Origin of the sequence: Mycobacterium sp. E2733 (assembly GCF_001667585.1) — a bacterium.
In the GTDB taxonomy this organism is placed as follows: domain Bacteria; phylum Actinomycetota; class Actinomycetes; order Mycobacteriales; family Mycobacteriaceae; genus Mycobacterium.
This window is the reverse complement of sequence record NZ_LZJZ01000054.1, coordinates 1-25124: the sequence shown is the minus strand read 5'-3', so window position 1 is coordinate 25124 and position 25124 is coordinate 1. Positions and strand designations below refer to the sequence as shown.

At 68.1% G+C, this 25124-nt stretch carries 25 protein-coding genes and 3 pseudogenes; 20 read left to right on the top strand and 8 right to left on the bottom strand.

Going from position 1 to position 25124, the window contains the following annotated elements; all coding sequences use genetic code 11:
• The 11 genes and pseudogenes from A5678_RS10520 to A5678_RS10475 form a co-directional block, all read left to right on the top strand.
• A partial coding sequence (locus A5678_RS10520) for a DUF2520 domain-containing protein (RefSeq protein ID WP_156746847.1) occupies window positions 1-210 on the top strand: 210 nt, incomplete at its 5' end.
• Entirely contained in the window at window positions 207-1145 is a 939-nt protein-coding gene (gene panC, locus A5678_RS10515) for a pantoate--beta-alanine ligase (RefSeq protein ID WP_068041766.1), read from the top strand. The genes A5678_RS10520 and panC, both read left to right, overlap by 4 nt.
• Entirely contained in the window at window positions 1145-1564 is a 420-nt protein-coding gene (gene panD / locus A5678_RS10510; protein WP_068041764.1) for an aspartate 1-decarboxylase, read from the top strand. Before panC ends, panD begins: the two co-directional genes overlap by 1 nt.
• Before the next feature lie 2 nt (window positions 1565-1566).
• Entirely contained in the window at window positions 1567-2382 is an 816-nt protein-coding gene (locus tag A5678_RS10505; RefSeq protein WP_068041760.1) for a type III pantothenate kinase, read from the top strand.
• Between the two features lie 48 nt (window positions 2383-2430).
• Complete coding sequence (gene lysS / locus A5678_RS10500) at window positions 2431-3933, top strand: lysine--tRNA ligase (RefSeq protein ID WP_068041758.1); 1503 nt, start codon at window positions 2431-2433, stop codon at window positions 3931-3933.
• 124 nt (window positions 3934-4057) lie between these two features.
• Window positions 4058-4396 (top strand): histone-like nucleoid-structuring protein Lsr2, encoded by a 339-nt coding sequence (gene lsr2 / locus A5678_RS10495; RefSeq protein WP_066955505.1) that lies wholly within the window; start codon window positions 4058-4060, stop codon window positions 4394-4396.
• Between the two features lie 315 nt (window positions 4397-4711).
• Window positions 4712-7246 (top strand): ATP-dependent protease ATP-binding subunit ClpC, encoded by a 2535-nt coding sequence (gene clpC1, locus A5678_RS10490; protein ID WP_068041755.1) that lies wholly within the window; start codon window positions 4712-4714, stop codon window positions 7244-7246.
• 66 nt (window positions 7247-7312) lie between these two features.
• Window positions 7313-7390: pseudogene (locus tag A5678_RS27845) on the top strand (heavy metal-binding domain-containing protein); the annotation flags it as partial.
• A 180-nt stretch (window positions 7391-7570) separates the two neighbouring features.
• A complete protein-coding gene (locus A5678_RS10485) occupies window positions 7571-7786 on the top strand; it encodes a CbtB-domain containing protein (protein WP_068041751.1) in 216 nt (71 codons plus the stop codon).
• Window positions 7787-7790: 4 nt separating this feature from the next.
• Entirely contained in the window at window positions 7791-8582 is a 792-nt protein-coding gene (locus A5678_RS10480; RefSeq protein ID WP_068041747.1) for a CbtA family protein, read from the top strand.
• Complete coding sequence (locus A5678_RS10475; RefSeq protein WP_068041743.1) at window positions 8579-9127, top strand: histidine phosphatase family protein; 549 nt, start codon at window positions 8579-8581, stop codon at window positions 9125-9127. Before A5678_RS10480 ends, A5678_RS10475 begins: the two co-directional genes overlap by 4 nt.
• Window positions 9128-9131: 4 nt before the next feature.
• Here A5678_RS10475 and A5678_RS10470 read toward each other — a convergent pair whose 3' ends face one another.
• A complete protein-coding gene (locus A5678_RS10470) occupies window positions 9132-10496 on the bottom strand; it encodes a serine hydrolase (protein ID WP_068041739.1) in 1365 nt (454 codons plus the stop codon).
• Complete coding sequence (gene mhuD / locus A5678_RS10465) at window positions 10471-10791, bottom strand: mycobilin-forming heme oxygenase MhuD (protein WP_068041736.1); 321 nt, start codon at window positions 10789-10791, stop codon at window positions 10471-10473. The genes A5678_RS10470 and mhuD overlap by 26 nt, the downstream gene beginning before the upstream one ends.
• 63 nt (window positions 10792-10854) lie before the next feature.
• Between mhuD and A5678_RS10460 the strand changes: the two genes are divergently transcribed.
• Together A5678_RS10460 and A5678_RS10455 are read left to right on the top strand one after the other, a co-directional pair.
• The gene (locus tag A5678_RS10460) at window positions 10855-11619 is read left to right on the top strand and encodes an alpha/beta fold hydrolase (protein WP_068041734.1); all 765 of its coding nucleotides are present in this window, start codon (window positions 10855-10857) and stop codon (window positions 11617-11619) included.
• 79 nt (window positions 11620-11698) lie between these two features.
• The gene (locus tag A5678_RS10455) at window positions 11699-12022 is read left to right on the top strand and encodes a winged helix-turn-helix domain-containing protein (protein WP_068041731.1); all 324 of its coding nucleotides are present in this window, start codon (window positions 11699-11701) and stop codon (window positions 12020-12022) included.
• 61 nt (window positions 12023-12083) lie between these two features.
• On the opposite strand, the gene A5678_RS10450 is transcribed toward A5678_RS10455, so the two are convergent.
• From A5678_RS10450 to A5678_RS10430, 5 genes are read right to left on the bottom strand one after another with little or no spacing between them, the layout of a single operon-like run.
• Entirely contained in the window at window positions 12084-12695 is a 612-nt protein-coding gene (locus A5678_RS10450; RefSeq protein ID WP_068041729.1) for a DUF732 domain-containing protein, read from the bottom strand.
• A gap of 32 nt (window positions 12696-12727) precedes the next feature.
• Window positions 12728-13342, bottom strand: coding sequence for a carbonic anhydrase (locus tag A5678_RS10445; protein ID WP_068041726.1), 615 nt, complete (start codon window positions 13340-13342; stop codon window positions 12728-12730).
• Between the two features lie 24 nt (window positions 13343-13366).
• Window positions 13367-13690: a transcriptional regulator gene (locus tag A5678_RS10440; RefSeq protein WP_068041724.1), complete on the bottom strand. Its 324-nt coding sequence runs from the start codon at window positions 13688-13690 to the stop codon at window positions 13367-13369.
• Window positions 13681-16275, bottom strand: coding sequence for a DUF2309 domain-containing protein (locus tag A5678_RS10435; protein WP_068041721.1), 2595 nt, complete (start codon window positions 16273-16275; stop codon window positions 13681-13683). Before A5678_RS10435 ends, A5678_RS10440 begins: the two co-directional genes overlap by 10 nt.
• Complete coding sequence (locus A5678_RS10430) at window positions 16272-17807, bottom strand: proton-conducting transporter membrane subunit (RefSeq protein ID WP_197502094.1); 1536 nt, start codon at window positions 17805-17807, stop codon at window positions 16272-16274. Before A5678_RS10430 ends, A5678_RS10435 begins: the two co-directional genes overlap by 4 nt.
• A 359-nt stretch (window positions 17808-18166) precedes the next feature.
• Between A5678_RS10430 and A5678_RS10425 the strand changes: the two genes are divergently transcribed.
• The 7 genes and pseudogenes from A5678_RS10425 to A5678_RS27840 form a co-directional block, all read left to right on the top strand.
• The gene (locus A5678_RS10425; RefSeq protein WP_156746846.1) at window positions 18167-18505 is read left to right on the top strand and encodes a helix-turn-helix transcriptional regulator; all 339 of its coding nucleotides are present in this window, start codon (window positions 18167-18169) and stop codon (window positions 18503-18505) included.
• Between the two features lie 5 nt (window positions 18506-18510).
• Window positions 18511-18990: an NADH-quinone oxidoreductase subunit B family protein gene (locus A5678_RS10420; RefSeq protein WP_068041711.1), complete on the top strand. Its 480-nt coding sequence runs from the start codon at window positions 18511-18513 to the stop codon at window positions 18988-18990.
• On the top strand, window positions 18933-20963 hold the full coding sequence (locus tag A5678_RS10415; protein ID WP_082945490.1) for a proton-conducting transporter membrane subunit: 2031 nt from the start codon (window positions 18933-18935) through the stop codon (window positions 20961-20963). The genes A5678_RS10420 and A5678_RS10415 overlap by 58 nt, the downstream gene beginning before the upstream one ends.
• A gap of 5 nt (window positions 20964-20968) precedes the next feature.
• Window positions 20969-21919: a respiratory chain complex I subunit 1 family protein gene (locus tag A5678_RS10410; RefSeq protein ID WP_068041769.1), complete on the top strand. Its 951-nt coding sequence runs from the start codon at window positions 20969-20971 to the stop codon at window positions 21917-21919.
• Window positions 21916-22578, top strand: coding sequence for a hypothetical protein (locus tag A5678_RS10405; RefSeq protein ID WP_068041708.1), 663 nt, complete (start codon window positions 21916-21918; stop codon window positions 22576-22578). The genes A5678_RS10410 and A5678_RS10405 overlap by 4 nt, the downstream gene beginning before the upstream one ends.
• Window positions 22578-24044 carry a proton-conducting transporter membrane subunit gene (locus A5678_RS10400; RefSeq protein WP_068041705.1) on the top strand — a complete coding sequence of 489 codons (1467 nt, stop codon included), beginning with the start codon at window positions 22578-22580 and terminating at the stop codon, window positions 24042-24044. Before A5678_RS10405 ends, A5678_RS10400 begins: the two co-directional genes overlap by 1 nt.
• Window positions 24041-24721 (top strand): annotated as a pseudogene (locus A5678_RS27840) (NADH-quinone oxidoreductase subunit C); the annotation flags it as partial. The gene A5678_RS10400 and the pseudogene A5678_RS27840, both read left to right, overlap by 4 nt.
• A 210-nt stretch (window positions 24722-24931) precedes the next feature.
• Here A5678_RS27840 and A5678_RS27835 read toward each other — a convergent pair.
• A pseudogene (locus A5678_RS27835) lies at window positions 24932-25124 on the bottom strand (formate hydrogenase); the annotation flags it as partial.

Below are 25124 nucleotides of genomic sequence, written 5' to 3'. Positions count from 1 at the left end.
GCCAGGGCGGCGCTGGAGAACACCCTGCAGCGTGGGCAGGCCGCGCTGACCGGTCCGGTCGCGCGCGGTGACGCCGCCGCGGTCGCCGGTCACCTGGCCGCACTGAACCGGGTCGATCCGGAACTGGCGCAGGCGTACCGGATGAACGGCCTGCGGACCGCCCGGCGCGCCCACGCTCCCGCCGACGTCGTCGAGGTCCTCGCGGGATGAGACCAGGCAAGCCGCCCGCCTTCAAGGCCGGCGAACTCAACGTCTACTCGCGCCCGCGCGACGTCAGCGACGTCAGCCGGGCGCTGCGCCACACCGGACGCCGGGTGATGCTGGTGCCGACCATGGGCGCGCTGCACGACGGTCACCTCACCCTGGTGCGCGCCGCCAAGCGGGTGCCCGGCTCGGTGGTGGCGGTGTCGATCTTCGTCAACCCGCTGCAGTTCGGTGCCGGGGAAGACCTTGACGCCTATCCGCGGACCCTGGACGACGACCTGGAGCTGCTGCGCGGCGAAGGCGTCGAAATCGTCTTCGCGCCAACGGCGGCCGCGATGTACCCCGACGGTCTGCGCACCACCGTGCAGCCCGGCCCGCTGGCCGCCGACCTCGAGGGCGGTCCGCGACCGACCCACTTCGCCGGCGTGCTCACCGTGGTGTGCAAGCTGCTGCAGATCGTGCGCCCCGACCGAGTGTTCTTCGGCGAGAAGGACTATCAGCAACTGGTGCTGATCCGGCAGATGGTCGCCGACCTGAACCTCGACGTCGCGGTGGTCGGCGTGCCCACCGTCCGCGAGGCCGACGGGCTGGCCATGTCGTCGCGCAACCGCTACCTCGACCCGGTGCAGCGTGAGGCGGCCGTGGCGGTGTCGTCGGCGTTGACCGCGGCGGCGCACGCCGCGGATGCCGGGGTGCAGGCTGCGCTGGACGCGGCGCGCGCGGTGCTCGAGGCGGTGCCCGAGCTCACGGTCGACTACCTCGAGTTGCGCGACGCCGACCTGGGTCCGTTGCGGGACAACAGAACCGGCCGGCTGCTCGTCGCCGTCCGGCTGGGCGGCACCAGGCTGCTGGACAACATCTCGATCGAGATCGAAACTTCGCCGGCACCTGTGGGGCCGGACGGATATCGAGACACCCGTGAATCATCTTGGAGGAATTGATGCTACGGACAATGCTCAAGTCGAAGATCCACCGCGCGACCGTCACGCAGGCTGACCTGCACTACGTCGGCTCGGTGACCATCGACGCCGACCTGATGGACGCTGCAGATCTGCTCGAGGGCGAGCAGGTGACCATCGTTGACATCGACAACGGCGCGCGCCTGGTGACCTACGCGATCACCGGGGAGCGCGGCAGCGGGGTGATCGGAATCAATGGCGCCGCAGCTCATCTCGTGCACCCCGGTGACCTGGTCATCCTGATCGCCTATGGGACCATGGAAGAGGCCGAGGCGCGCTCCTATCAGCCGAGCATCGTGTTCGTCGACGCCGACAACAAGCCGATCGACCTGGGCAGCGACCCGGCCTTCGTGCCCGCCGACGCCGCCGAGCTGTTGGATCCCCGAATCGTTGCGCGGTAACGGTGCTGCTCGCCATCGACGTCCGTAACACCCACACCGTCGTGGGGCTTATCTCCGGATCCAAAGAGCACGCAAAGGTGGTGCAGCACTGGCGGATCCGCACCGAGTCCGAGGTCACCGCGGACGAGCTGGCCCTGACCATCGACGGCTTGATCGGCGACGACTCCGAGCGCCTCACCGGAGCCGCCGCCCTGTCCACCGTCCCGTCGGTGCTGCACGAAGTGCGGATCATGCTCGACCAGTACTGGCCGTCGGTGCCGCACGTGCTGATCGAGCCGGGCGTGCGCACCGGCATCCCGCTGCTCGTCGACAACCCGAAAGAAGTCGGCGCCGACCGAATCGTCAACTGCATGGCCGCTTTTCACCGATTCCAGAGCGCTGCGATCGTCATCGACTTCGGTTCCTCGATCTGCGTCGACGTGGTTTCGGCCAAGGGTGAATTTCTCGGCGGCGCGATCGCGCCGGGCGTGCAGGTCTCTTCGGACGCCGCCGCGGCCCGCTCCGCCGCGCTGCGCCGGGTGGAACTATCCCGCCCGCGTTCGGTGGTGGGCAAGAACACCGTCGAATGCATGCAGGCCGGAGCGGTATTCGGCTTCGCCGGGCTGGTCGACGGTCTGGTCGGGCGCATTCGCGAGGACGTGGAGGGCTTTGCCGGCGACGACGTCGCCGTGGTCGCGACCGGCCACACGGCACCGCTGCTGCTGCCTGAGCTGCATACGGCCAGCCACTACGACCAACATCTGACCCTGCACGGACTGCGCCTGGTGTTCGAACGCAACCGGGACACCCAGCGCGGTCGGCTGAAAACCGCGCGCTGAGACGGCGTCAACGCAAGCTCAAAGACCAGTCATTTAAGCTGGCACGTCGTGAGTGACGCCGACCCAGCAGACCTGCCCGAGCAGTTCCGCATCCGCCGGGACAAGCGCGCTCGCTTGTTGGCGGAGGGCCGTGAACCGTATCCGGTGGCCATCGAACGCACCCACACCCTGGCGCAGGTGCGCGCCGACCATCCCGACCTGCCGATCGACACCGCGACCGACGACGTGGTCGGAATCGCCGGCCGGGTGATATTTGCGCGCAACTCCGGGAAATTGTGCTTCGCCACACTTCAAGAGGGCGACGGCGCCACCCTGCAGGTGATGATCAGCCTCGACAAGGTGGGCTCCGAAGCGCTCGATGCGTGGAAGGCCGACGTCGACCTCGGCGACATCGTCTACGTGCACGGCAACGTGATCAGCTCACGCCGCGGCGAATTGTCCGTCCTGGCCGATTCATGGCAAATGGCGGCGAAGTCGTTGCGGCCGCTGCCGGTCGCCCACAAGGAGATGAGCGAAGAGGCACGGGTGCGGCAGCGCTACGTCGACCTCATCGTCCGCCCCCAGGCGCGAACGGTGGCGCGGCAGAGAATCGCCGTGGTCCGCGCGATACGCAACTCGCTCGAACGGCGCGGGTTTCTCGAAGTCGAAACGCCTATGTTGCAGACGCTGGCGGGGGGCGCGGCGGCGCGACCGTTCGTCACGCATTCCAATGCTCTCGACATGGATCTGTACCTGCGCATCGCGCCGGAACTGTTCCTCAAGCGCTGCATCGTCGGGGGTTTTGACAAGGTTTTCGAAGTAAATCGAGTCTTCCGAAACGAAGGCGCGGATTCGACCCATTCTCCGGAATTCTCCATGCTGGAGACCTACCAGGCGTACGGAACCTATGACGATTCGGCAGTCGTCACCCGTGAGCTTATTCAAGAGGTCGCCGATGAGGCGATCGGAACCAGACAACTACCGCTGCCCGACGGGACCGTGTACGACATAGACGGAGAATGGGCGTCGATACAAATGTACCCGTCGCTGTCGGCGGCACTCGGCGAAGAGATCAGCCCCGAGACGTCGGTCGACCGGCTTTGGGCCATCGCGGACCGGCTCGGGGTCGAGATTCCCCGCGACCGTGGATACGGGCACGGGAAGCTCGTCGAGGAGCTCTGGGAGCACACGGTGGGAGATACGCTGACCGCCCCCACCTTCGTGCGGGACTTCCCGGTTGAGACAACGCCTTTGACGCGTCACCACCGCAGCATCCCCGGTGTTACCGAGAAGTGGGACCTTTACGTGCGCGGCATCGAACTGGCCACCGGGTACTCCGAATTGAACGACCCGGTGGTGCAGCGGGAGAGATTTGCCGCCCAAGCCCGCGCCGCGGCGGCCGGAGACGACGAAGCCATGGTGCTCGACGAAGACTTTCTCGCCGCCCTCGAGTATGCGATGCCGCCGTGTACGGGAACGGGAATGGGTATCGATCGGTTGTTGATGTCTTTGACCGGACTGTCAATTCGAGAGACAGTTTTGTTCCCGATTGTTCGGCCGCACTCCACTTGAAAAGTGCAACTGTGCGGCTTGGGGCCGGATTGAGTATGCTGCGTTGTCATGGCAGATTGATGACCCGGGGAGGCTCACCCAATCTGCTCGGCAACTGCTCAGGACGAAATGCGAGGATAAGCTAATGGCGAAAAAAGTGACCGTCACCTTGGTCGATGATTTCGACGGTGCCGGCGCAGCCGACGAAACGGTCGAATTCGGGCTTGACGGGGTGACCTATGAGATTGACCTTTCGTCCAAGAATGCCGCGAAACTCCGCAGCGACCTGAAGCAGTGGGTGGAAGCCGGACGTCGGGTCGGCGGTCGGCGGCGTGGGCGTTCCGGCTCCGGTCGCGGCCGTGGTGCGATCGACCGTGAGCAGAGCGCGGCGATCCGCGAGTGGGCCCGCCGAAACGGACACAACGTGTCGACCCGCGGTCGGATCCCGGCCGATGTGATCGACGCGTTCCACGCGGCGACCTGACAAACCTCTCACCGGCGTCCGGGCGGCAAAGGCCTGGGCGCCGGTTTGTCATTTCGCTGGCCGCGAAAAAGATCGCCGGCTAGTAAGGAAACGAATTGGCGCCCCGCCACGTTGGTTCGGTTACGGCGCTGTAATCACAGGGAGATCGCCCAAAACGGGCCCCGCGGGTCTTGGACAGCAAGGAACCGCAAGGTTATGCCCCCTGGCAGGCCGACCATTACAGTGGATGGCAGGTATGCGATTCCGGGCCCCAACGGGGACCGGTGGGCCACTGACAGGCTAGTACCGATGGTGAGGGAGAGCAGGTAACCACCGATGTTTGAACGATTTACCGACCGTGCCCGCAGGGTCGTCGTCCTGGCGCAAGAAGAGGCCCGGATGCTCAACCACAACTACATCGGCACCGAGCACATCCTGTTGGGTCTGATTCACGAGGGCGAGGGCGTTGCCGCCAAGTCGCTGGAGTCGCTGGGCATCTCCCTCGAGGGAGTTCGCAGCCAGGTCGAGGAGATCATCGGCCAGGGCCAGCAGGCGCCGTCGGGACACATCCCGTTCACGCCGCGCGCCAAGAAGGTTCTCGAGCTGAGCCTGCGCGAGGCGCTGCAGCTCGGCCACAACTACATCGGCACCGAGCACATCCTGCTGGGGCTCATCCGCGAGGGTGAGGGCGTGGCCGCCCAGGTGTTGGTGAAGCTCGGCGCCGAACTGACGCGGGTGCGCCAGCAGGTCATCCAGCTGCTGAGCGGGTACCAGGGCAAGGAGGCCGCGGAGGCCGGGACCGGCGGCCGCGGCGGCGAATCGGGCAGCCCGTCAACCTCGTTGGTGCTCGACCAATTCGGGCGCAACCTGACCGCCGCCGCGATGGAGGGCAAGCTCGACCCGGTCATCGGCCGCGAGAAGGAAATCGAGCGCGTCATGCAGGTGCTGAGCCGGCGCACCAAGAACAACCCGGTGCTGATCGGCGAGCCCGGCGTCGGCAAGACCGCCGTCGTCGAGGGCCTGGCACAGGCCATCGTGCACGGCCAGGTGCCGGAGACGCTGAAGGACAAGCAGCTGTACACGCTGGACCTCGGCTCGCTGGTGGCCGGCTCGCGCTACCGCGGTGACTTCGAGGAACGCCTGAAGAAGGTGCTCAAGGAGATCAACACCCGCGGCGACATCATCCTGTTCATCGACGAGCTGCACACGCTGGTCGGGGCGGGTGCCGCCGAGGGCGCGATCGACGCGGCCAGCATCCTCAAGCCCAAGCTGGCCCGCGGTGAGCTGCAGACCATCGGCGCCACCACCCTCGACGAGTACCGCAAGTACATCGAAAAGGACGCCGCCCTGGAGCGCCGCTTCCAGCCGGTGCAGGTGGGCGAGCCGACGGTGGAACACACCATCGAAATCCTCAAGGGTCTGCGCGACCGCTACGAGGCGCACCACCGGGTGTCGATCACGGACTCGGCACTGGTGGCCGCGGCCACCCTGGCCGACCGCTACATCAACGACCGGTTCCTGCCCGACAAGGCGATCGACCTGATCGACGAGGCCGGCGCCCGGATGCGGATCCGCCGGATGACCGCGCCGCCAGACCTGCGTGAGTTCGACGAGAAGATCGCCGAGGCGCGCCGGGAGAAGGAATCGGCCATCGACGCCCAGGACTTCGAGAAGGCGGCCAGCCTCCGCGACCGCGAGAAGACACTTGTCGCCCAGCGGGCCGAGCGCGAAAAGCAATGGCGCTCGGGCGATCTCGACGTCGTCGCCGAGGTCGACGACGAGCAGATCGCCGAGGTGCTGGGCAACTGGACCGGCATCCCGGTGTTCAAGCTCACCGAGGCGGAGACCACGCGCCTGCTGCGCATGGAGGATGAGCTGCACAAGCGGATCATCGGCCAGGTGGACGCGGTCAAGGCCGTCTCGAAGGCGATCCGCCGCACCCGCGCCGGGCTGAAGGACCCCAAGCGCCCGTCTGGTTCGTTCATCTTCGCCGGCCCGTCCGGGGTCGGTAAGACCGAGCTGTCCAAGGCGCTGGCCAACTTCCTGTTCGGTGACGACGACGCGCTCATCCAGATCGACATGGGCGAGTTCCACGACCGGTTCACCGCCTCGCGGCTGTTCGGTGCCCCGCCGGGATACGTCGGCTACGAAGAGGGCGGCCAGCTCACCGAGAAGGTGCGGCGCAAGCCGTTCTCGGTGGTGCTGTTCGACGAGATCGAGAAGGCCCACCAGGAGATCTACAACAGCCTGTTGCAGGTCCTCGAGGACGGCCGGCTCACCGACGGCCAGGGCCGCACGGTGGACTTCAAGAACACCGTGCTGATCTTCACCTCGAACCTCGGTACGTCCGACATCTCGAAGCCGGTCGGCCTGGGCTTCACCCAGGGTGGCGGTGAGAACAACTACGAGCGGATGAAGCAGAAGGTCAACGACGAGCTGAAGAAGCACTTCCGCCCGGAGTTCCTCAACCGCATCGACGACATCATCGTCTTCCACCAGCTGACCAAGGAAGAGATCATTCAGATGGTCGACCTGATGATCACCCGGGTCGGCAACCAACTCAAGGCCAAGGACATGGCTATGGAGCTGACCGACAAGGCGAAGGCGTTGCTGGCGAAGCGGGGCTTCGACCCGGTGCTGGGTGCCCGCCCGCTGCGGCGCACCATCCAGCGCGAGATCGAGGACCAGCTGTCCGAGAAGATCCTCTTCGAGGAGGTCGGGCCGGGCCAGATCGTCACGGTCGACGTGGACAACTGGGACGGCGAGAGCGCCGGCGAGGACGCGGTGTTCACCTTCACCGGGACCCGCAAGCCGCCGGCCGAGCCGGACCTGGCGAAGGCCGGGGCACACGCGGCCCCCGAGACGCAGTAGCACTGCAAACGGGCGGTTAATCTCTGACGGGATTGACCGCCCGTTTCGCAGGTAAGGGGTCCGCGTGTGCTGATCGTCACCACCAACGACCTCCCAGGCTGGGAAATCCAGCGCGTCTGCGGCGAGGTGTTCGGGCTCACCGTCCTAGCCAGCTGGGCTACGGCGCCCCGCCGCTACAGCATTGAGCCCCGGTTTACACTGACTTCGTCCTGACGGGCAACGGAATCTGGTGAAAGTCCAGAACGGTCGCGCCACTGTCGATAGTCAGACCCATGGCCCGTCATCACCGGTGGGGACGCGTATATCCCCGGAAGGAGTTCCATCGTGTCGAACACCCAGCTAACCGGAAGCCGCACCCGATCGGTCGACCTGTCGGCGGCGAGTGCCGCGGTCTGGTTGGCGGCAACCGCCTTCCTGGCGCTGTTGGCGCTCTACTTCGTCGGCGTCGACCAGGGCGCGGTGTCGCTGTTCGGCAGCGATTCGCACGTGCACGAGTTCTTGCACGACGCGCGGCACCTGCTCGGCTTCCCCTGCCACTGATCACGTGGAGAAGCGGCTGATCGGACGCGGCCTGCTGGCCGGAGCAGTCGGTGCGGTGCTGGCGTTCGCCTTCGCCCGCCTCTGCGCGGAGCCGGTGATCGGCCGCGCGATCGCTTTTGAGGACGGACGCGCCGACGCCGAGAACGCTCACGGCGTGCACGAGCACGGCGCCGAGTTGTTCAGCCGCGGTGTTCAGTCCAATGCCGGGTTGGGCTTCGGCGTGCTCATCTTCGGCGTCGCGGTGGGCGCGCTGTTCGGGGTGCTGTTCTGTGTAGTTGTCACACGAGCGACGAGTGTTGGGGTGCGGGCGCTTTCGTTGCTGCTGGCGACCGCCGCGTTCGTCGCGGTGTATCTGGTGCCGTTCGTGAAGTATCCGCCGAACCCACCTGCGGTGGGCCAGGCGGACACGATCGGGGCGCGCACCGGCTGGTACCTGGTGATGGTGCTGGCATCGGTGGTATTGGCCGTCGCCGCGGTCTGGCTGGCGCGGGGGCTGACGGTCCGGTTGGGTGCCTGGAACGGGCGGCTGCTCGCGGCGGGCGGATACATCGCGGCGGTCGCGGTGGCGGCGGTGTTGCTGCCGAACGTGGACGAGACGCCCGAACCGCTGCGTGACGCGTCGGGCGCGATCGTCTACCCGGGCTTTCCCGCCGACGTTCTCTACGAATTCAGGGTGCTGTCGCTGGCGACCCAACTAGTGCTATGGATGACCATCGGCGTGGTGTTCGCGACGCTCGCCGGGCGGCTACTGGGGGAGCGCGCCGGGAGCGGACGGGCAACGGCAATCGCGGCGTGACGGAGGTCCTCCGGCTGACGTTGGTGTCACACGCGACGACCGATGCCACGGCCGCCGCGCGTTTCCCCGCCGACGAACCCCTCAACGAAATGGGCCGTCGACAGGCCGAAGGCGTTGCCGCCCAATTCGCCCGTGGCGTGCGACATTTCACCGCGCCCGAGCGAAGGGCCCACCAAACGGCGGACTTGCTGGGATTGGCCGCCGCGACCGACCCGTTGCTGGCCGATCTGAATTGCGGTCGATGGCGGGGGAGCAGGCTCGAGGACGTGCCCCCGGACGATCTGACGGTCTGGCTGGCCGATCCCGCCTCGGCGCCGCACGGCGGCGAGTCGATCACCGATCTGACGCAACGGGTGGGCCGATGGCTGAATTCGTTGACCCAGAACGTATCTGCCACCGTCGCGGTGACGCACCCGGCGGTGATCCGGGCGGCGATTCTGCTGGCCCTGGACATTCCCGCGAAGTCCTTTTGGCGAATGGACATCGCGCCGGTCAGTCGAACCGCCCTGCATCACCGCGGCGGCTGCTGGACGCTGCGCTGGTAACTCCTCAGCGCGGTGCGATCAGCGCGAAGGCCCGCTTGGCGACCTGCAGCATCCACCCGGTCACGGTCGGCCCGTGGTCGCGTGGCCAGTTGAGCTGGAAGCTGACCACGTACGGTTGCTGGGTCTTGTCGACGGCGTACCAGCTGAAGGTCAGATCGCCGGGCAGCCCACCGGCTTTCGCGCCGATGTACGGCCAGACGTTGCGGTCCAGCTGGATGCCCGACACCGCGGAGAGGATCTGTCTGACCGGTGCGGCCTTGCCGACGGCGTCGGCCTGCAGGGCCGCATGAACTCGGCAGATGTCCTCGGCGTTGCCGTACCACTCCGCACCGTAGGACGACGCCGGCGAGTGGGCCCGGATCGGATCTGGTTCGTAGGGAGTCGAATTCGCCTGCTCCAGCAGCTGGGCGCGGACCTGTGGTGACCCATGCTGCCACTGGCTGCGCAGGTCCGGCTTACCCCAGCCGACCGAGAACAGCTCGTACATCGTGGGGAACGGCGTCATGCTGGCGGGGTCGTGGTGGCCCGCCGTGGCGAGCGCTTCGGAGATGGCGTGTGTGCCCAGCTTTCCGATCAGCAGGTCGGTCGCCATGTTGTCGCTGGTCGCGATCATCTTCTCGGCGGCCGTCCGAACCGAAACCTGTGCTCCGGCAGGCAGTTGCAAACCGGACGAGCCGACCGCGCGGCTCTTGTCGGTGACGGTCAACTGATCGTCCCAGGTCACCGTTCCGTCCTTGATCGCACCCGCCAGCGCGTGCAGCACGTACAACTTGAAAATGGATGCGAGCGGCAAAGATTCACCGGTGTTGGAGCCCGCGACAGGATCGCAGTGTCCGTTGTCGACCTTGGCGACCTGGTAGGAGTAGCGGGCGCCGGTCTTGCTCAACAGCGCATCGATGTCGTGCCACGAATCGATCTTCGGTGCCTGCGTCTCGAGGTCGAACCGGTCGACCCATCCGCCGTCGTCGGTGTGGATGCGAATGTCTTGTCGCGCACCGTAGGAGGACGTCAGGTGCAACGTCGCGACACTGGCACCCAGATCAACGCCGTTGAGGGCGAACGGCCGGTCCCACCAGAGCGACTCCATGGTGGTCTCGACCGATTTGACCATGTCGGGCGCGGCGAGCGTGCCGACGCCGACCGGGCCGATGGGCCAGTCGGAGTTGAGCATGTCCAGCGTCTGCTGTGCCCGGATACCGGGCGGCGTCCGCACGTCGATCTGCCGGCCGGGATTGGCCGCGTTCGCCTGCGGTGAGGGGGAGGAGGTGCAACCGGGCGCGAACGTGACTACCAGTGCGGCGGCGGCGCTCAACGCCACCGCGCGGCGCCGGGCCGAGTACCCGCTAGCCAGCCTGCTTGTTGCCGGCAACGTCCATCACAACCTCGAATTCCAGCAGCGAGGCCCCGGTCGCCACGGGGTTGGCCCGCTCGCCCGCGTGGGCCTGAATGGCGGGCCCTTGCGCCCACGCCTGAAAGGCCTCCTCGGACTCCCACTGCGTCACGACGAAGTAGCGGTTCTCGCCCTTGATCGGGCGCAGCAGCTGAAACCCGAGGAAGCCGGGCTGGTTGTCGACCGCGTGTGCCCGGTGGGCGAACCGCTTCTCCAGCTCCGGGCCGGAGTCGGCGGGCACTTCGATTGCGTTGATCTTCACCACTGGCGGCATGCCGCTAGGCTACCCCTTCGCCCGGCCTGTCCAACTACAGGGCGGGGCGCGCAGGATGGTGACATGCCCGGTGAACTGCTGACTTGGCGCGGGGGCCAAGGCGAGCCGTTGGTGCTGTTGCACGGCCTGATGGGGCGGGGCACCACGTGGTCGCGGCAACTGCCGTGGCTGACTCGGCTGGGCGCCGTGTACACCTACGACGCCTTGTGGCATCGGGGCCGCGGCGTCGACGACCCGCATCCGATCAGCACCGAGCGGTTCGTGGCCGACCTGGCCCACGCGGTGAGCGCGCTGGAAGCGCCGGTCACGCTGGTCGGGCATTCGATGGGCGCGCTGCACTCGTGGTGCCTGGCCGCGGAACGTCCGGAATTGGTGTCCGCGCTGGTGCTCGAGGACATGGCCCCGGACTTCCGCGGCCGCACCACCGGTCCATGGGAGCCGTGGTTGCACGCGTTGCCGGTCGAGTTCGAATCCGCGGAGCAGGTGATCGACGAGTTCGGGGCCGTTGCCGGGCGCTATTTCCTGGAGGCCTTCGACCGCACCGCCACCGGTTGGCGCCTGCACGGACATACCGCGCAATGGATCGAGATAGCCGCCGAATGGGGCACCCGCGACTACTGGGTGCAGTGGCGGGCGGTGCGGGCGCCGGCGCTGCTCATCGAGGCCGGCAACTCGGTGACGCCGCCGGGGCAGATGCGGAAAATGGCCGAAATGCACTCCACCACAACCTATTTGCATGTGGGGGATGCCGGTCATCTGATTCACGATGAGGCACCGCAGGTTTACCGCGACGCGGTCGAGTCTTTCTGGGCGACGTTGTCGGACTGAGGGAGTTCGGGCGACCACGACAACGCTGCCAAATTGACGAATTTTTTTACGCGAAACTCAGATGTAGTACGATGGCCGGGTGAACGTTGCCCGGAATCGAAGTTCGGCGGCGCAGCCCGCTGCCGATGCTTCCGAGCGCACCTGGACGTTCCTGACCAACCACGCACACGTGTTGCTTTGCGTATCCAGCGGGGAGCCATTGACGGCCCGGGAGTTGGCGTTGCGCATCGGCATCACGGAGCGTTCAGTGCAGGCGATCTTGACCGATTTGACGGACGAAGGCTACCTGACCAAGTCGAAGGTGGGCCGTCGCAACGTATACGAGCTGAATCCGGAGGGCAAGCTGCGCCACCCACTCGAAGCGAGCCATTCGGTGGGCGAGCTCATCGCAGCCCTGTCCTGATGCGTGGACGGGCGCCCATCCCGCGAGCGAGCCGGCGCAGGCGACGAAGTGGGGGTCGGCGTCACGGCAAGAGGACGATGTGACCCGGCCCGAGATCGGGTGAGGGCGGCGCGGGGGTGGCCCCGCTGCCGTCGCTTCCGTTCGCGCCCGGGCCGTTGCGACCGCCGCCCAGACCCGGCTGGGGGCCGGCCGCGGGCGGCTCCTTGGCCGGCGCCGGGGCCGCGGCCGGCGGCACCAGCATCTTGGCGTCCGGTACCGGCGGCGGTGCCGCGGGCGGTTCGGAGGCCTCCGCGGGGACCGCGTACGAGACGAGCATCACGTGGCGGCGTCCATCCCACCCAACGGATCCCGACCTGCCCGGGCAGTAAACCGACACCGCGACCTGGACGAAGCGGTCGAAACTGCGTTGGTACCGGCCGAGGTCGTTGGAGGGGTCAAGCCCGTAGGCGTAATTCGCCAGGCGGTCGACGACCTCGCCCGCCGACATCCCGCCGTCGAGCGCCTGGCACACGGCGCGGCCGTGTTCGATGACGGAGGGTATGCCGTCGTGGGCGGGGATGCCCGCCCGGGCGAGCGCCGCCAGGAACTGGTCGTCCTGGCCGGCGGCGTTACCGGTCGGGGGTAGTGAGACCGCGGCACCGGCTATCAGTGCTGCCGCGACGAGTGACTTCATGGATCCTCCTTCTGATGGCGCCCCGGTGGCCGTTACACGCGCTCGAGCAGTGGTGACTCGGTTTCGGAAACGGCGCCCAGGGTCGCGCAGACGCGGAGCCGGCCGTCGGTGCGATCGCCGACGAGGCAGACGATCGCCGTCTGCCCACTGTCGACGGCCTTGGCGATCATCGGCGACTTGTGCAGCAACGTGACGCCGGTTTGCACCACGTGTGCGGCCGAAAGTTCGTCGGCGTCAACGATGCTCGCGTCGAGCCGGGTGAGCGAAGCCACCGCCTGCTCAACGACCGCGCGAGCCGCGCCTTCGGGGAAGGCAACGTTATTCCAGGCCGTGAGTGCGGAACGCATTGCGGCACAGCCGTGATGGCCGACGACCACGATCAGCGGTGTCTTGAGTGTGCCGACGGCGTACTCGAGCGTGGCCAATACGCCGGTGTCGACGACGTGACCCCAGGTGCTGACGTCGATGAGCGAACCGCGGCGCTGGTCGAGCAACACCTCGCTTGCCATGTCGGAATCGGCGCAGCGGAATACCACCGCGACGGGCGAGCGGTCCGTTGCGGCGAACCTCTGCCTGGACCGCAACGTGGCGGAAAAGCGTCGATGGCCCGCTTGCAGACGTTGCCAGGCGGTCGAGGGGTTGGACATGGTGACTTCCTTTCTTCGAGGGGTTTAGGCGAAGTACTCGGGTCGGCTGACGTAGGTGTCGGTGACGAACATGACCCCGGGCGAGTCGTCAAGCAGGCGGCGCAGTCCCGCGATCAGTGCCTCGGATTTGGTTTCAGGGACGACGGTGATGAGCAGCTCGAGGGCCGCCTGCTGGTTGAAGAGCAGCCGGCCTTGGTGGTAGCCGCCGTGACCGAGGCCCGAAACTCCGGACACACTGGTGAAACCGTTGGCCCCGGCGCTACGGAACTGGTCGCGAACCGCGGGTACGTCTTCTCCGGAAACGACGACTTCGATCTTGGTCATCTTGGTCAGTCCGTTCACCGACATGGGGTTACCTCCTGTTCGATGGGGTGGTTGGGGTCGGACGCTGCGGCGGCGTCCCAGGTCCGCCAGCCGCCGCGGGTCCAGCGTTGCCAGGCGTGGTCCGCGTCCTCACGTGCTGCCAGGCAGACCCAGTCGTTTCCGAAGAGGTGCTGTAGCAACGGGTTTCGTTGGATCGTCATGTCGATGCGCCGTAGCGGCGCCTGGACGATCGTCAACAGGCGCATAGGTTCGTGTCCGAAGGACCGGCCATCGGTAAGTGACTGGCGAGGCAGGCCCAGCTGCAGGTCGCCACCGTGGCCGGCCAGCACCCCCACGCCGCCGACGACATTGTGGATGGTCTTGGTTCCCGCACCGAACATCTCCGGCGCCACCGTCGAGAAGTAGTACTGGCAGTTGATCCATTGAGCCACCACCATGGGGGCGGTCAGGATGGTTTCCAGTGCGCTGCCCTCTGGGTCGACGTCGGCCTCATAGGAGTGCAGGAAAACCCGTCGATGCAAATCGATTCCGCGTGTGATGGCGCGTGGCGCGACGATGAAGGCCGCGTTGCCGGCCAGCCCCCACTCGGGAAAGACCTGTGCCCAGTCGCCGGATCTGTTGGCGACGTGGCGAGCGGCACGTTCCGGGCGGGGCGCAGCGGGGCCGCCGGGAAGACCTGAGCTGCGCTCGGCCGCCAGTTCAGCTCCGGCTATCTGGAGATCGCCGATGAGCTGGCGCACGTGGCAGCGATGGGTGGCCGGAAGCAAGTGCTCGTCCAAGACGGTGACCCGATCGCTTGCGGTGTCGTGTTGAGCTGCGACGAACCAGGTGTCGTCCGGAATATTGATGCGCAGGGTGCGCAATTCGCGCCGGACACCGGCGTCGTTGAGGATCGCCGCGGCGGCGCGGGCGTTCGGTCCGCCGGCTTGGCCGCCGCAGGCTCCGCAGTCCAGCGCCGCCTGATACGGGTTGTTTTCCGTAAGGCTGCCGTGTGCGCAGAGGACGACCAGGGGCGCGAATTCGTCGGTGAGGCCCATGGTGGTCAGCGCCACCTGTGCGTAGAGGGTGCGACGGGCGAGTTCGGCCGTGTCGTTGATCGACAGCACGCTCGGGGCCGGGGGCGCCAGTCGGTCGCGCAGCCGCCGCCGCAGTGCGGCACTGCCTTTCGGGCTCAGCGTCTTGGCCGCTGCCCACGGACCGGCGGCCCAGCCCGCGGCTTCGGCCAACGCGAACGGCGCGATCAGAGCCTGCTTGGCAGCGTGGAAGGCCGCCTCGGCGCCGGCCATCATGATGCTGCCGGTGCGCAGGCGGCGCGCGGCGACGGCGGCGGAGGGGGCCGGGCTTTCCGCGACTTCATGCTCCGGGCTGATCAGCACCGGGCACAGATCGTTGGGCGTCCCGCCGAGCAGGCCGGTGAACCGGATGGCTACCGCGAAGAAGCCGGCGAAGCCGAAAGTTTGGTATCCGTCAAGGGATTCGATATGGCGGCGCAGTCCCTCGGACCGGGTATCGATGCAGCACACGAGCTGGGCTCGGGGGCGGACATTGCGCGGTTCCGGTGTTCGTTGCGTCAACGATCGCAGCAGCGCGTCGCGATAGTTTCCTTCGTAGGCCTGCTGCCAGATCATGGGCCGCGCAGTGATGGGCAACGCCGACAACACCCGCGCGGTCGCGCCCAGATCCCCGTCGTTCACACCGTCCAGCTCCCATGCCCGGGCCAACGCGGCGGCCCGTTCACGGGCAGAGGGAATGCTCGAGGCGATGTCGTCACCCGCGTCGTCCTGCGGTGAACTGTTGTGGGACAGCAACACTGCCTCGTACGTGAGGCGCATGGCGAGGTAATCCAGCAAGTCCACACCGGTAGCGCGCTCCGCCACCCAACGGACGTGAGCGGCCCAACCCGGAAGCCGGGTCAGGTGCGCCTGTAAGTAGGTGATCCGTTCGTCAATGGCCACTCCCAACTGCTGCAGGGCCTGCAGCGCGGCGTCATCGGAGCGGCTGGGCAGCTGTCGCAGCGCGGCGCGCGCCTTCCGGCTCAACGTGTGGTCCCCGGCGGCCAGCACGCGCCAGGCGTGGTAGAAGCCGTCGTGCCGGTGCGGCATCGGCCAGCCCGCCGAAGGGGAGCCGAAAAAGGCCGCGCACCATTTGGCTGCTTGTGCGTCCACCTGCTGGGCGACTCGGGGTGCCACCTGCTCGCTGCGGGTCTTGTTGCGCCGTGCCGGCTTAGGGGCGGTGCTTCCGTTGAGCAGGTCGCTGCGCAACACTTCGAAAGGTGTTACCACGCGCGCGCCCATTTTAACGGGCTCTCCGTCGAGCAGCACCGGATACCGCTGCCGCAGCGCCGATTCCAGGTCGGTGTCGGTGATCCGTCCACGGCGGTAGAGGTCACGATAGGCCGTCTCGTCGAGCAGACCTTGAATGCCGTAGAGGTCACCGGCACGCCGGACCGCCTGCTCGAAGGGCATCGATTCCAGGCCGGCCAGCGGATTGACCGCGATGAACGTCTCTAGTGGATAGTGCGTCGGTATCACGCGCGCGGCCAGGCTTACTTCACTGCGTAACTGCGCGCGGTGGGTGTCGATTGAGATGCGGTCAGCCACCGTAGTCACCGGAGCACTCCTGTCAGCTGGTTGGTCAGGGGACGGGTGGTCGGCACGGGCCGCGGGCGAGGCGTTGGGATATGGCCGGCCACAAGCGCTTTCGTATAGATGGCGCGCTGCAGGCTGCCGACCCAGCCGTTCGGCGGCGCCTGGCGCAGCAGGGCCAGCGCCCCCAGGATTGCGGCCACCGCGACGATGCCCGGCGACGAGGCGGCGGGTACGGCGACCGGGGGCAGATCGGGAGCCAGCAAACCGGTCACCCTGTTCACCAGGGCCACATATCCAAGTGCCACCAGGAGCAGTGCCGCGGCGCCGGTGAGGGCGGCGCGTGGACTGGGGTCGCGTGTCAGCCAGCCGGCCAACGCCGCCGCGGCTGTTGCCCAGGTGAAGACCAGCAGTGCTGCTGCCGAGCCGTGCTCGGCGGTGGGCACCCGCACGATGCTGCTGGCGACGTATAGCGCGGCGGCGGCCAGGAGCATCGCCGCGAAGTGGATCACCGCAAAGTGGGCCAGGGTCAACGTGGGCGCGGCCGGCTGAGCGGCCTTTCGGCGGCGCTTCGCTATCGCCGAACCGGACGATAGGAACATGGAGGCCTTGTAGAAGCCGTGGCCCACCAGGTGGAATACCGCTGCTGCGGACAATCCCAGCCCGCAGGCCAGGACCATGAAGCCCATCTGGGCCATCGTTGAATACACCAACGATCCCTTGATGTCGGCTTTGGTGAGCATCACCACGCCGCCGTAGACCACGCTCAGCGTGCCGGCGGCGAACGCCAGGCCCATGGCGACGGCAGATCCACTGACAACGGGGCTCAGCCGCACCAACAACACCCCACCGGCGTTGACCACACCGGCGTGCAGCAGCGCGGAAACGGGGGTTGGTGCAGCGAGGGTCGCGGGCAGCCAGCGGTGGAACGGGATCTGGGCCGATCGTGAGAGCGCCGCCACGACGATCAAGCCGGCTGCCGCCGGTAGGACCGGCGACGAGTGCTCGAATCCGTTGTGGCCTAATGTGGAGAGATCGACGTTGCCCCATCGCGCGGTGAGTAAGCCGACCGCGGACCACAGGGCGAGATCGCCCAACAGAAACGCCGTGGCCGTCCGCCGGACACCTTCGCGGGTGGCGGGCAGCTCCCAGTAGGTGGCCAGCAGCAGGCACAGCGCGATGCCGGCCAAGGTCCAGCAGACGGCCAGTCCGATGAGGGTCCCGGAAGTCATCAGGCCCGCCGAGGCCGCGGTTAGCAGGCCGGCACCGGCGGTGAACCATGCCGCGCGCCCGTCGCAGGCGAGGTAGCGCAGCGCGAAAATCTGGACGACCGTGCTCACGCCGTACACCAGCCCCAGCAGCAACGCGCTGAGCCGGTTGGCTTCCAGTTGCGCGATCAAGGTGCCTTCGGTCGAGCTCAGCGTGGCCGAGACCGGGCCGTGGACCGTTGCGCAGAGGCCGAGTAGGACCGCGCCGGCGAAACCTGCGCCCGCGGTTGAGGCGCCCAGGCGGCCGACCAATCGTGGGTAGTGCGAGCCGGCCAGAAGTGCGCTCACCGAAGCGATTAAGGGCAGCGCGAGAACGCCGATGAGGATGGCGCTCGCCGGCCGGCCGGTTCCTGCCACCGAAAGAAAACCGTACATGCGAGGCAAGTTACGCGATACAAAAGACGTATGTCAATCTTCATGAAATACATTTCATATAAAACCAGGTCCCGATACCGGAGGCCGGGCGATTCGCCTGGTGTGTGCGAAGTCATATCCCGCTGAGCGGACGATTTCTCGAGGCGATTTCTGCTGCTCATCGGGGCCTATGGGACGGTCGATCGACATCGCACCAGTCGGCGGCAGCCTGAAATACCTGATAAATTCTTCAATCGTTCATACATAGAATTGTTGTAATCCTCAGGAGCTGGATCGTGACGGAGCCGCTGTACAAGCTCAAGGCGGAGTTCTTCAAGACGCTTGGGCATCCCGCGCGGATCAGGATCCTGGAGTTGCTGGTGCGGGGCGACAAGTCGGTCGCCGAGCTGCTGCCGGAGGTCGGGCTCGAAGCGTCGAACCTGTCCCAGCAGCTCGGCGTTCTGCGCCGGGCGGGCGTGGTGGACGCGCTGCGGGACGGCAACACGATGGTCTATTCGATCGCTTCCGCGGACATCGCCGAACTGCTGACGGTGGCACGCAAGGTGCTCACCGGGGTGCTCAGTGACCGCGTCGCGATGCTGGAAGGTCTGCGCGCCGGCGGTGCGGAGTAGCGCCCATGGGGTGGATCAGCAAAGCGTTGCGCGTCGGCCGGATCGCCGAACCCGCACCCCCGGCACCGCCGGCGACGACCGGGCCGCCCGCCGGGGTGCGTGGTTCGCTGCAGATCCGGCACGTCGACGCGGGTTCGTGCAATGGGTGCGAGGTGGAGATCGGGGGCGCCTTCGGGGCGGTCTATGACGCCGAGCGATTCGGCGCCCGCCTGGTGGCCTCCCCGCGGCACGCGGACGCGCTGCTGGTGACCGGTGTCGTGACCCACAACATGGCCGGTCCCTTGCGCGCCACTATCGAGGCCACACCGCGGCCCCGGCGGGTGATCGCCTGCGGGGACTGCGCCATCGATCGGGGGGTGTTCGGCGACGCCTACGGCGTGGCCGGCTCGGTCGGGGAGACGGTGGCCGTCGATGTGGAGATCCCGGGATGCCCGCCGACGCCGACCCAGATCGTCGCGGCGCTGCGGTCGGTGACCGGCAGGTGACCGCCGACCTGGCGACCCGCGTGGTGCCTGAACCAAACCTGTTGCGCCGCTACGACTCATCATCCATCGGGGCGGGCGTGCTGACCTCGTTGCTGGGTGCGGCCGGGGTGTGGGCCGGTGCGCTGGGGATGTTCGCGTCGGTGCGCGCGGTCCGCATCGGATGGTTGCTTCCGCTGGCGGGAGTCCAACTGGAGCTCGACCAGCTGGGCGGATTCTTCATGGCGCTCACCGGGGCGGTCGCGCTGGTGGTCGGGCTGTACACGATCGGGTATGCCCGGCGCGAGCGGCTGGGGCCGGTCACCCTGGCCGTCTTGCCGGCGTTCGTCGCGGCGATGCTGCTGGTGCCCGCCGCGGCGTCGGTCACCACCTTCCTGCTGGTGTGGGAGTTGATGGCGGTCGCGTCGCTCGTGCTGGTGCTGACCGACCACACCCGCCCGACGGTTCGCGCCGCTGGGTTGGTGTATGCGGTGATGACCCAGCTGGGGTTCGTGGCGATACTGGTCGGCCTGCTGGTGTTGTCAGCGGCGGGCGGCGCGGACCGCTTCGCCGACCTGCACCGGATACCGCAGGGCGCGTGCACCGCGGTGTTCCTGTTGACGCTTGCCGGGTTCGGCTCGAAGGCCGGTCTGGCACCGCTGCACGCGTGGTTGCCGCGCGCCCACCCGGAGGCGCCGAGTCCGGTGTCGGCGCTGATGAGCGCGGCCATGGTCAACCTCGGGGTCTATGGCATTTGCCGCGTCGATTTGCAGCTGCTCGGCCCGGGGCCGCGCTGGTGGGGGCTCACCTTGATGGTCGTCGGCGGCGTGTCGGCGCTCTACGGCGTGGTGCAGGCCTCGGTGGCCACGGATCTCAAACGGCTGCTTGCCTATTCGACCACCGAGAACCTCGGATTGATCACGCTGGCGTTGGGAGCGGCCACGCTATTCGCGGCCGCCGGCGCGATGGGTCCGGCGACGATCGCCGCGGCCGCCGCCATGCTGCACCTCGTCGCGCACGCGGCCTTCAAAAGCCTCGGATTCCTCGCGGCGGGCTCGGTGTTGGCCGCCACCGGGCTGCGTGACCTCGATCAGCTGGGCGGCCTGGCCCGCCGGATGCCCGCGACGACAACCCTTTTCGGGGTGGCCGCGCTCGGCGCGTCCGGGCTGCCGCTGGGTGCCGGGTTCGTCAGCGAGTGGCTGCTGGTGCAGTCGCTGATCCACACGGCGCGAGAGCATTCCGCCGTCCTGGCGTTGACCACGCCGCTCGCGGTCGGCGCGGTCGCGCTCACCACGGGCCTGGGCGTGGCGGCAATGGTCAAGGCATTCGGTATCGGGTTCCTGGCGCGGCCGCGCTCCGAGCAGGCCGCCCGGGCGCGAGAGGCGCCGGGCACCATGCTGGCCGGTATGGCCGTCGCGGCGGCCGCTTGCCTGATGCTGGCTGTGGCGCCCGCGGTCGTAGCACCCGCGCTGCGCCACGCGGTCGCCGCGCTGCCGGCGGCGCGGGCCATCGAGTTCACCAGTCTCGGCGCCATGGTGCGACTGCCGGGCGTACCGGGCTCGATCGCACCCGGCGTGATCGCCGCCGGCGTTGCGGTGGCCACGCTGACCGCGGCGATCCTGGCACGTTGGCGCCGGGGCCGGCGCCCGGCGCCCGCCACGTTGCCGCTGTGGGCCTGTGGCGCAGACGATCTCACCCCGCGGATGCAGTACACGGCCACCTCGTTCGCCGAGCCGCTGCAGCGCATCTTCGACGACGTCCTGCGACCCGACACCGACATCGAAGTCACCCACAGCGCCGAGTCCCGGTACCTGGCCGACAAGATCACCTACCGCACCAGAATCGCGGACGCGATCGAGGAACGCTGCTACACCCCGGTGATCCGGGCGGTCGAGGCCGCAGCGGTTTTGGTGCGGCGCGCCCACACCGGCAGCGTGCACCTGTATCTGGCCTACGGCGCGCTCGGTGTGCTGATCGTTCTGGTGGTCGCCCGATGAATGTCTTGTCCTATGTCGCGGGCGCGGTCCAGATCGGCGGCGTGATGGCCGGGGCGCCGCTGGTGGTCGGGCTGACCCGGCAGGTCCGGGCGCGCTGGGAAGGCCGCGCCGGCGCCGGCGTCTTGCAACCGTGGCGCGACATCGTCAAACAGCTCGGCAAGCAACAGATCACACCACGCGGAACCACGGTGGTGTTCGCGGCGGCACCCGCGATTGTCGCCGGAACCGCGCTGCTGATCGCCGCGATCGCACCGCTGGTCGCCACCGGATCGCCACTGGATGCCGGCGCCGACCTGTTCGCCGTGGTCGGGTTGCTGTTCGTGGGCACCGTGGCGCTGACCCTGGCCGGGATCGACACCGGTACCTCGTTCGGGGGCATGGGCGCCAGCCGCGAGATCACCATCGCCGCGCTGGTGGAACCCACCATTCTGCTGGCGGTGTTCGCCCTGTCCATGCCGGCGGGGTCGGCCAATCTCGGTGCGCTGGTTGCGCATACGATCACCCATCCCGGGCAGGTGGTGTCGCTGGCCGCGGTGCTGGCGTTCGCCGCGCTGGTGATCGTGATCGTCGCAGAAACCGGGCGGCTGCCGGTGGACAACCCGGCCACCCATCTCGAGCTGACGATGGTTCACGAGGCGATGGTCCTCGAATACGCCGGTCCGCGGCTGGCCCTGGTCGAGTGGGCGGCCGGGATGCGGCTGACCGTGCTCTTGGCGCTGCTGGCAAACCTGTTCGCGCCGTGGGGCATCGCCGGCGGCCGGCCCGGTGCCGTCGACATCGTCGTCGGCGTCGCGGCGGTGGCGGCAAAGGTCGCATTGCTGGCGGGACTGCTGGCCACCGTCGAGGTTTTCGTCGCCAAGCTGCGGCTGTTCCGGGTGCCCGAGTTGCTGGCCGGATCGTTCCTGTTGGCATTGCTCGCGGTCGTCGCCGCCAACTTCTTCGTGGTGCCGACGTGACGTACGGCTCGTTTTCGGTACTGGTCGACCTCGCCGCCGGCGGGCTGCTCTTGGCCGCCGTGCTGATCGTGTGGCGCCGCGACCTGGTCGCCATCATCCGTCTGCTGGCATGGCAGGGCGCCGCGCTGGCGGCCATCCCCGTCCTGCGCGGGGCGTACGACGGCGACCGTGCGCTCATCGGTGTCGGTGTGGCCGTGCTGATCTTGCGGGTTGCGGTGCTGCCGCGGCTGCTGGCGCGCGCGGGCGGCGCCGAAGCGCGATCGCGCCGGGAAGCCACCCCGCTGGTGAACACCGCCACGTCGCTGCTCATCACCGCCGCGCTGACGTTGGCAGCGTTCGCCGCCACCCGGCCCCTGGTGAACCTGCAGCCGGCGGCCACGACCACAGCCGTCCCGGCCGCCACCGCGGTGGTGCTCATCGCATTGCTCGTGATGGTCACGCGGCGGCATGCGGTGTCACAGGCCGCAGGATTTCTCGTGCTGGACAACGGGATCGCGGCCACCGCGTTTCTGCTCACCGCCGGGGTGCCGCTGATCGTCGAGCTCGGCGCCTCGCTAGACGTGTTGTTCGCGGTCATCGTGATCGGCGTGCTGACGGGCCGCCTGTCCCGTGCTTTCGGCGGTGCCGACTTGGACGCGTTACAGGAGCTGCACGACTGATGACCGGTTTACTGCTCGCGGCGATCCTTATCCCGGTCGGCGCCTCGATCGCCGTCCTGGTTGCCGGATGGCGCAGGGCGACAGCGACGCTGATCGTACTGTCGGCGGTCACGGTGCTCGCGTGCGGCGCGGCGCTCGCGTTCCGGGTCGGGCCGGGCACCCGGTTCGCCTTGGGCGGCCTGCTGCGAATCGACGCGCTCACCGTCACGATGCTGATCGTCATCGGAACCGTTGCCACACTGGCCACCTGGGCCAGCATCGGCTACCTCGATGCCGAACTCGCGCACGGCCACACCGACACGCGCGGCGCCCGGCTGTACGGGGCCCTGACGGCGGCCTTCCTGGCCGCGATGGTCGTCGCGGTGTGCGCCAACAACATCGGCGTGATCTGGATCGCGATCGAAGCGACCACGGTGATCACCGCCTTCCTGGTCGGGCACCGCCGCACCCGCGGCGCGCTCGAGGCGACGTGGAAGTACGTCGTGATCTGCTCGGTCGGCATCGCCATCGCCTTCCTGGGCACGGTGCTGCTGTACTACGCCGCCGAGCATGCCGGGGCGCCAGCCGGCGCGGCCCTCGACCTCGACGTGCTGGCGGCGCATGCCGGTGGGCTCGATCCGGGCATCGCTCGACTGGCCGGCGGGCTGCTGCTCGTCGGCTACGGGGCCAAGGCCGGGCTGTTCCCGTTCCACACCTGGTTGGCCGACGCCCACAGCCAGGCCCCGGCGCCGGTTTCGGCTCTGATGAGTGGGGTGCTCCTGTCGGTGGCCTTCTCGGTGCTGATCCGCCTCAAGCCGATCATCGGCTCGGCCACCGGGCCCACCTTCATGCGGTCTGGCCTGCTGGCGCTCGGGCTGGCGACGCTGGTGGTCGCCGCGCTGATGCTGACGGTGACCCCGGACATCAAACGCATGCTGGCCTACTCGTCGATGGAGAACATGGGCTTGATCGCGATCGCCGCGGCGGCCGGAACCACGCTGGCCATCGCCGCGCTGCTGCTGCACGTGCTGGCGCACGGGATCGGCAAGACCATCCTCTTCCTGGCGAGCGGCCAGCTCCAGGCCGCGCACGACTCCACCGCGATCGCCGACATCGGCGCCGTGTTGCGGCGCTCCCGCCTCATCGGTGTGTCGCTCGCCGTCGGCGTGATCGTGCTGCTCGGCCTGCCGCCGTTCGCGATGTTCGCCAGCGAGCTGGCCATCGGCCGGTCCCTGGCCGACGCCCGGCTCACCTGGGTGCTGGCCGCGGGCATGGCGTTGGTTGCGGTTGCCTTCGCCGCGCTGGCCCGCAACTCGGGCCGCATCCTGCTGGGCGGCCCGGCCGCCGCCCCGGACATCGCCGTCCCGCGAACGGTGGCGGCCGCCCTGCTTCTCGGCGTCGCCGCATCGATCGCCCTCGGTGTGACCGCCGGCCCACTCACCGACCTGTTCACCGTCGCGGCCGGCGACGTCGGGGGACCGCGATGAGGCCGCAATGGCAGCGCCACCGGCTCTCTCGGGGCGGGCTGACCGAGGCGGCGGAAGATCTGCTGGGCAAGGGGTTTCGCCTGGCCCTGATGGCCGCCCACGACGACGGCGCCGCTTTCCGTGTCGTCTACCTGTTCCTCGCCGGACAACCAGATCGCCGCTTCGAGCTCGAATGCGTTGTGCCGAAAGATGACCCGACGGTCCGATCGCTCGCCTACCTGTCTTTTCCGGCCAGCCGGTTCGAACGCGAAATCGCAGACCTGTACGGGATCCGGCCCACCGGGCACCCCAAGGCGCGCCGGCTGGTGCGGCACGCCCACTGGCCCGAGGACTGGTATCCCATGCGCGGCGACGCCTCGCCCGCACCCGATTTCGACGGTGCCGGCCGCTTCCCGTTCGTCACCGTCGAGGGTCCCGGCGTGTACGAAATCCCGGTCGGCCCGGTGCACGCGGGGTTGATCGAACCCGGCCATTTCCGATTCTCCGTCGCTGGTGAAACGGTGCTGCGGCTCAAGGCCCGACTGTGGTTCGTCCACCGCGGCCTGGAGAAGCTGTTCGAGGGCCGGCCGGCCTGCGGCGCAGTCGATCTGGCCGAACGCGTCAGCGGCGACACCTCCGTTGCGCACGCGCTCGCCCACTGCCTCGCCATCGAAGACGCGCTCGGAATGGAACTTTCCGACGAGGCGCACCGGTTGCGGGCACTCCTGGTCGAACTCGAACGCCTCTACAACCACGCCGCCGATCTGGGCGCGCTGGCCAACGACGTCGGGTTCGCGCTCGCGCATGCCCACGCTCAACGCATTCGCGAACAACTGCTGCGACTCAACGCGAATGTCACCGGGCATCGGCTGCTGCGCGGTGCCATCCGCCCGGGCGCGGTCGCGCTGCAGGACGGCCGTCCCGGCGAATCGGTCGTACACGACGGAGTTGCGCAGGGTCAGTTCGGCGACCTCGGCGACGTCAGCCGCAATGGATCGCAGCTCGGCGACGTCGGGTAGCGCCCGCAGCGCGACCGCGCCCGGGCGGATGGCACCGCGCAGCAGCCGATGCCCGGTGACATTCGCGTTGAGTCGCAGCAGT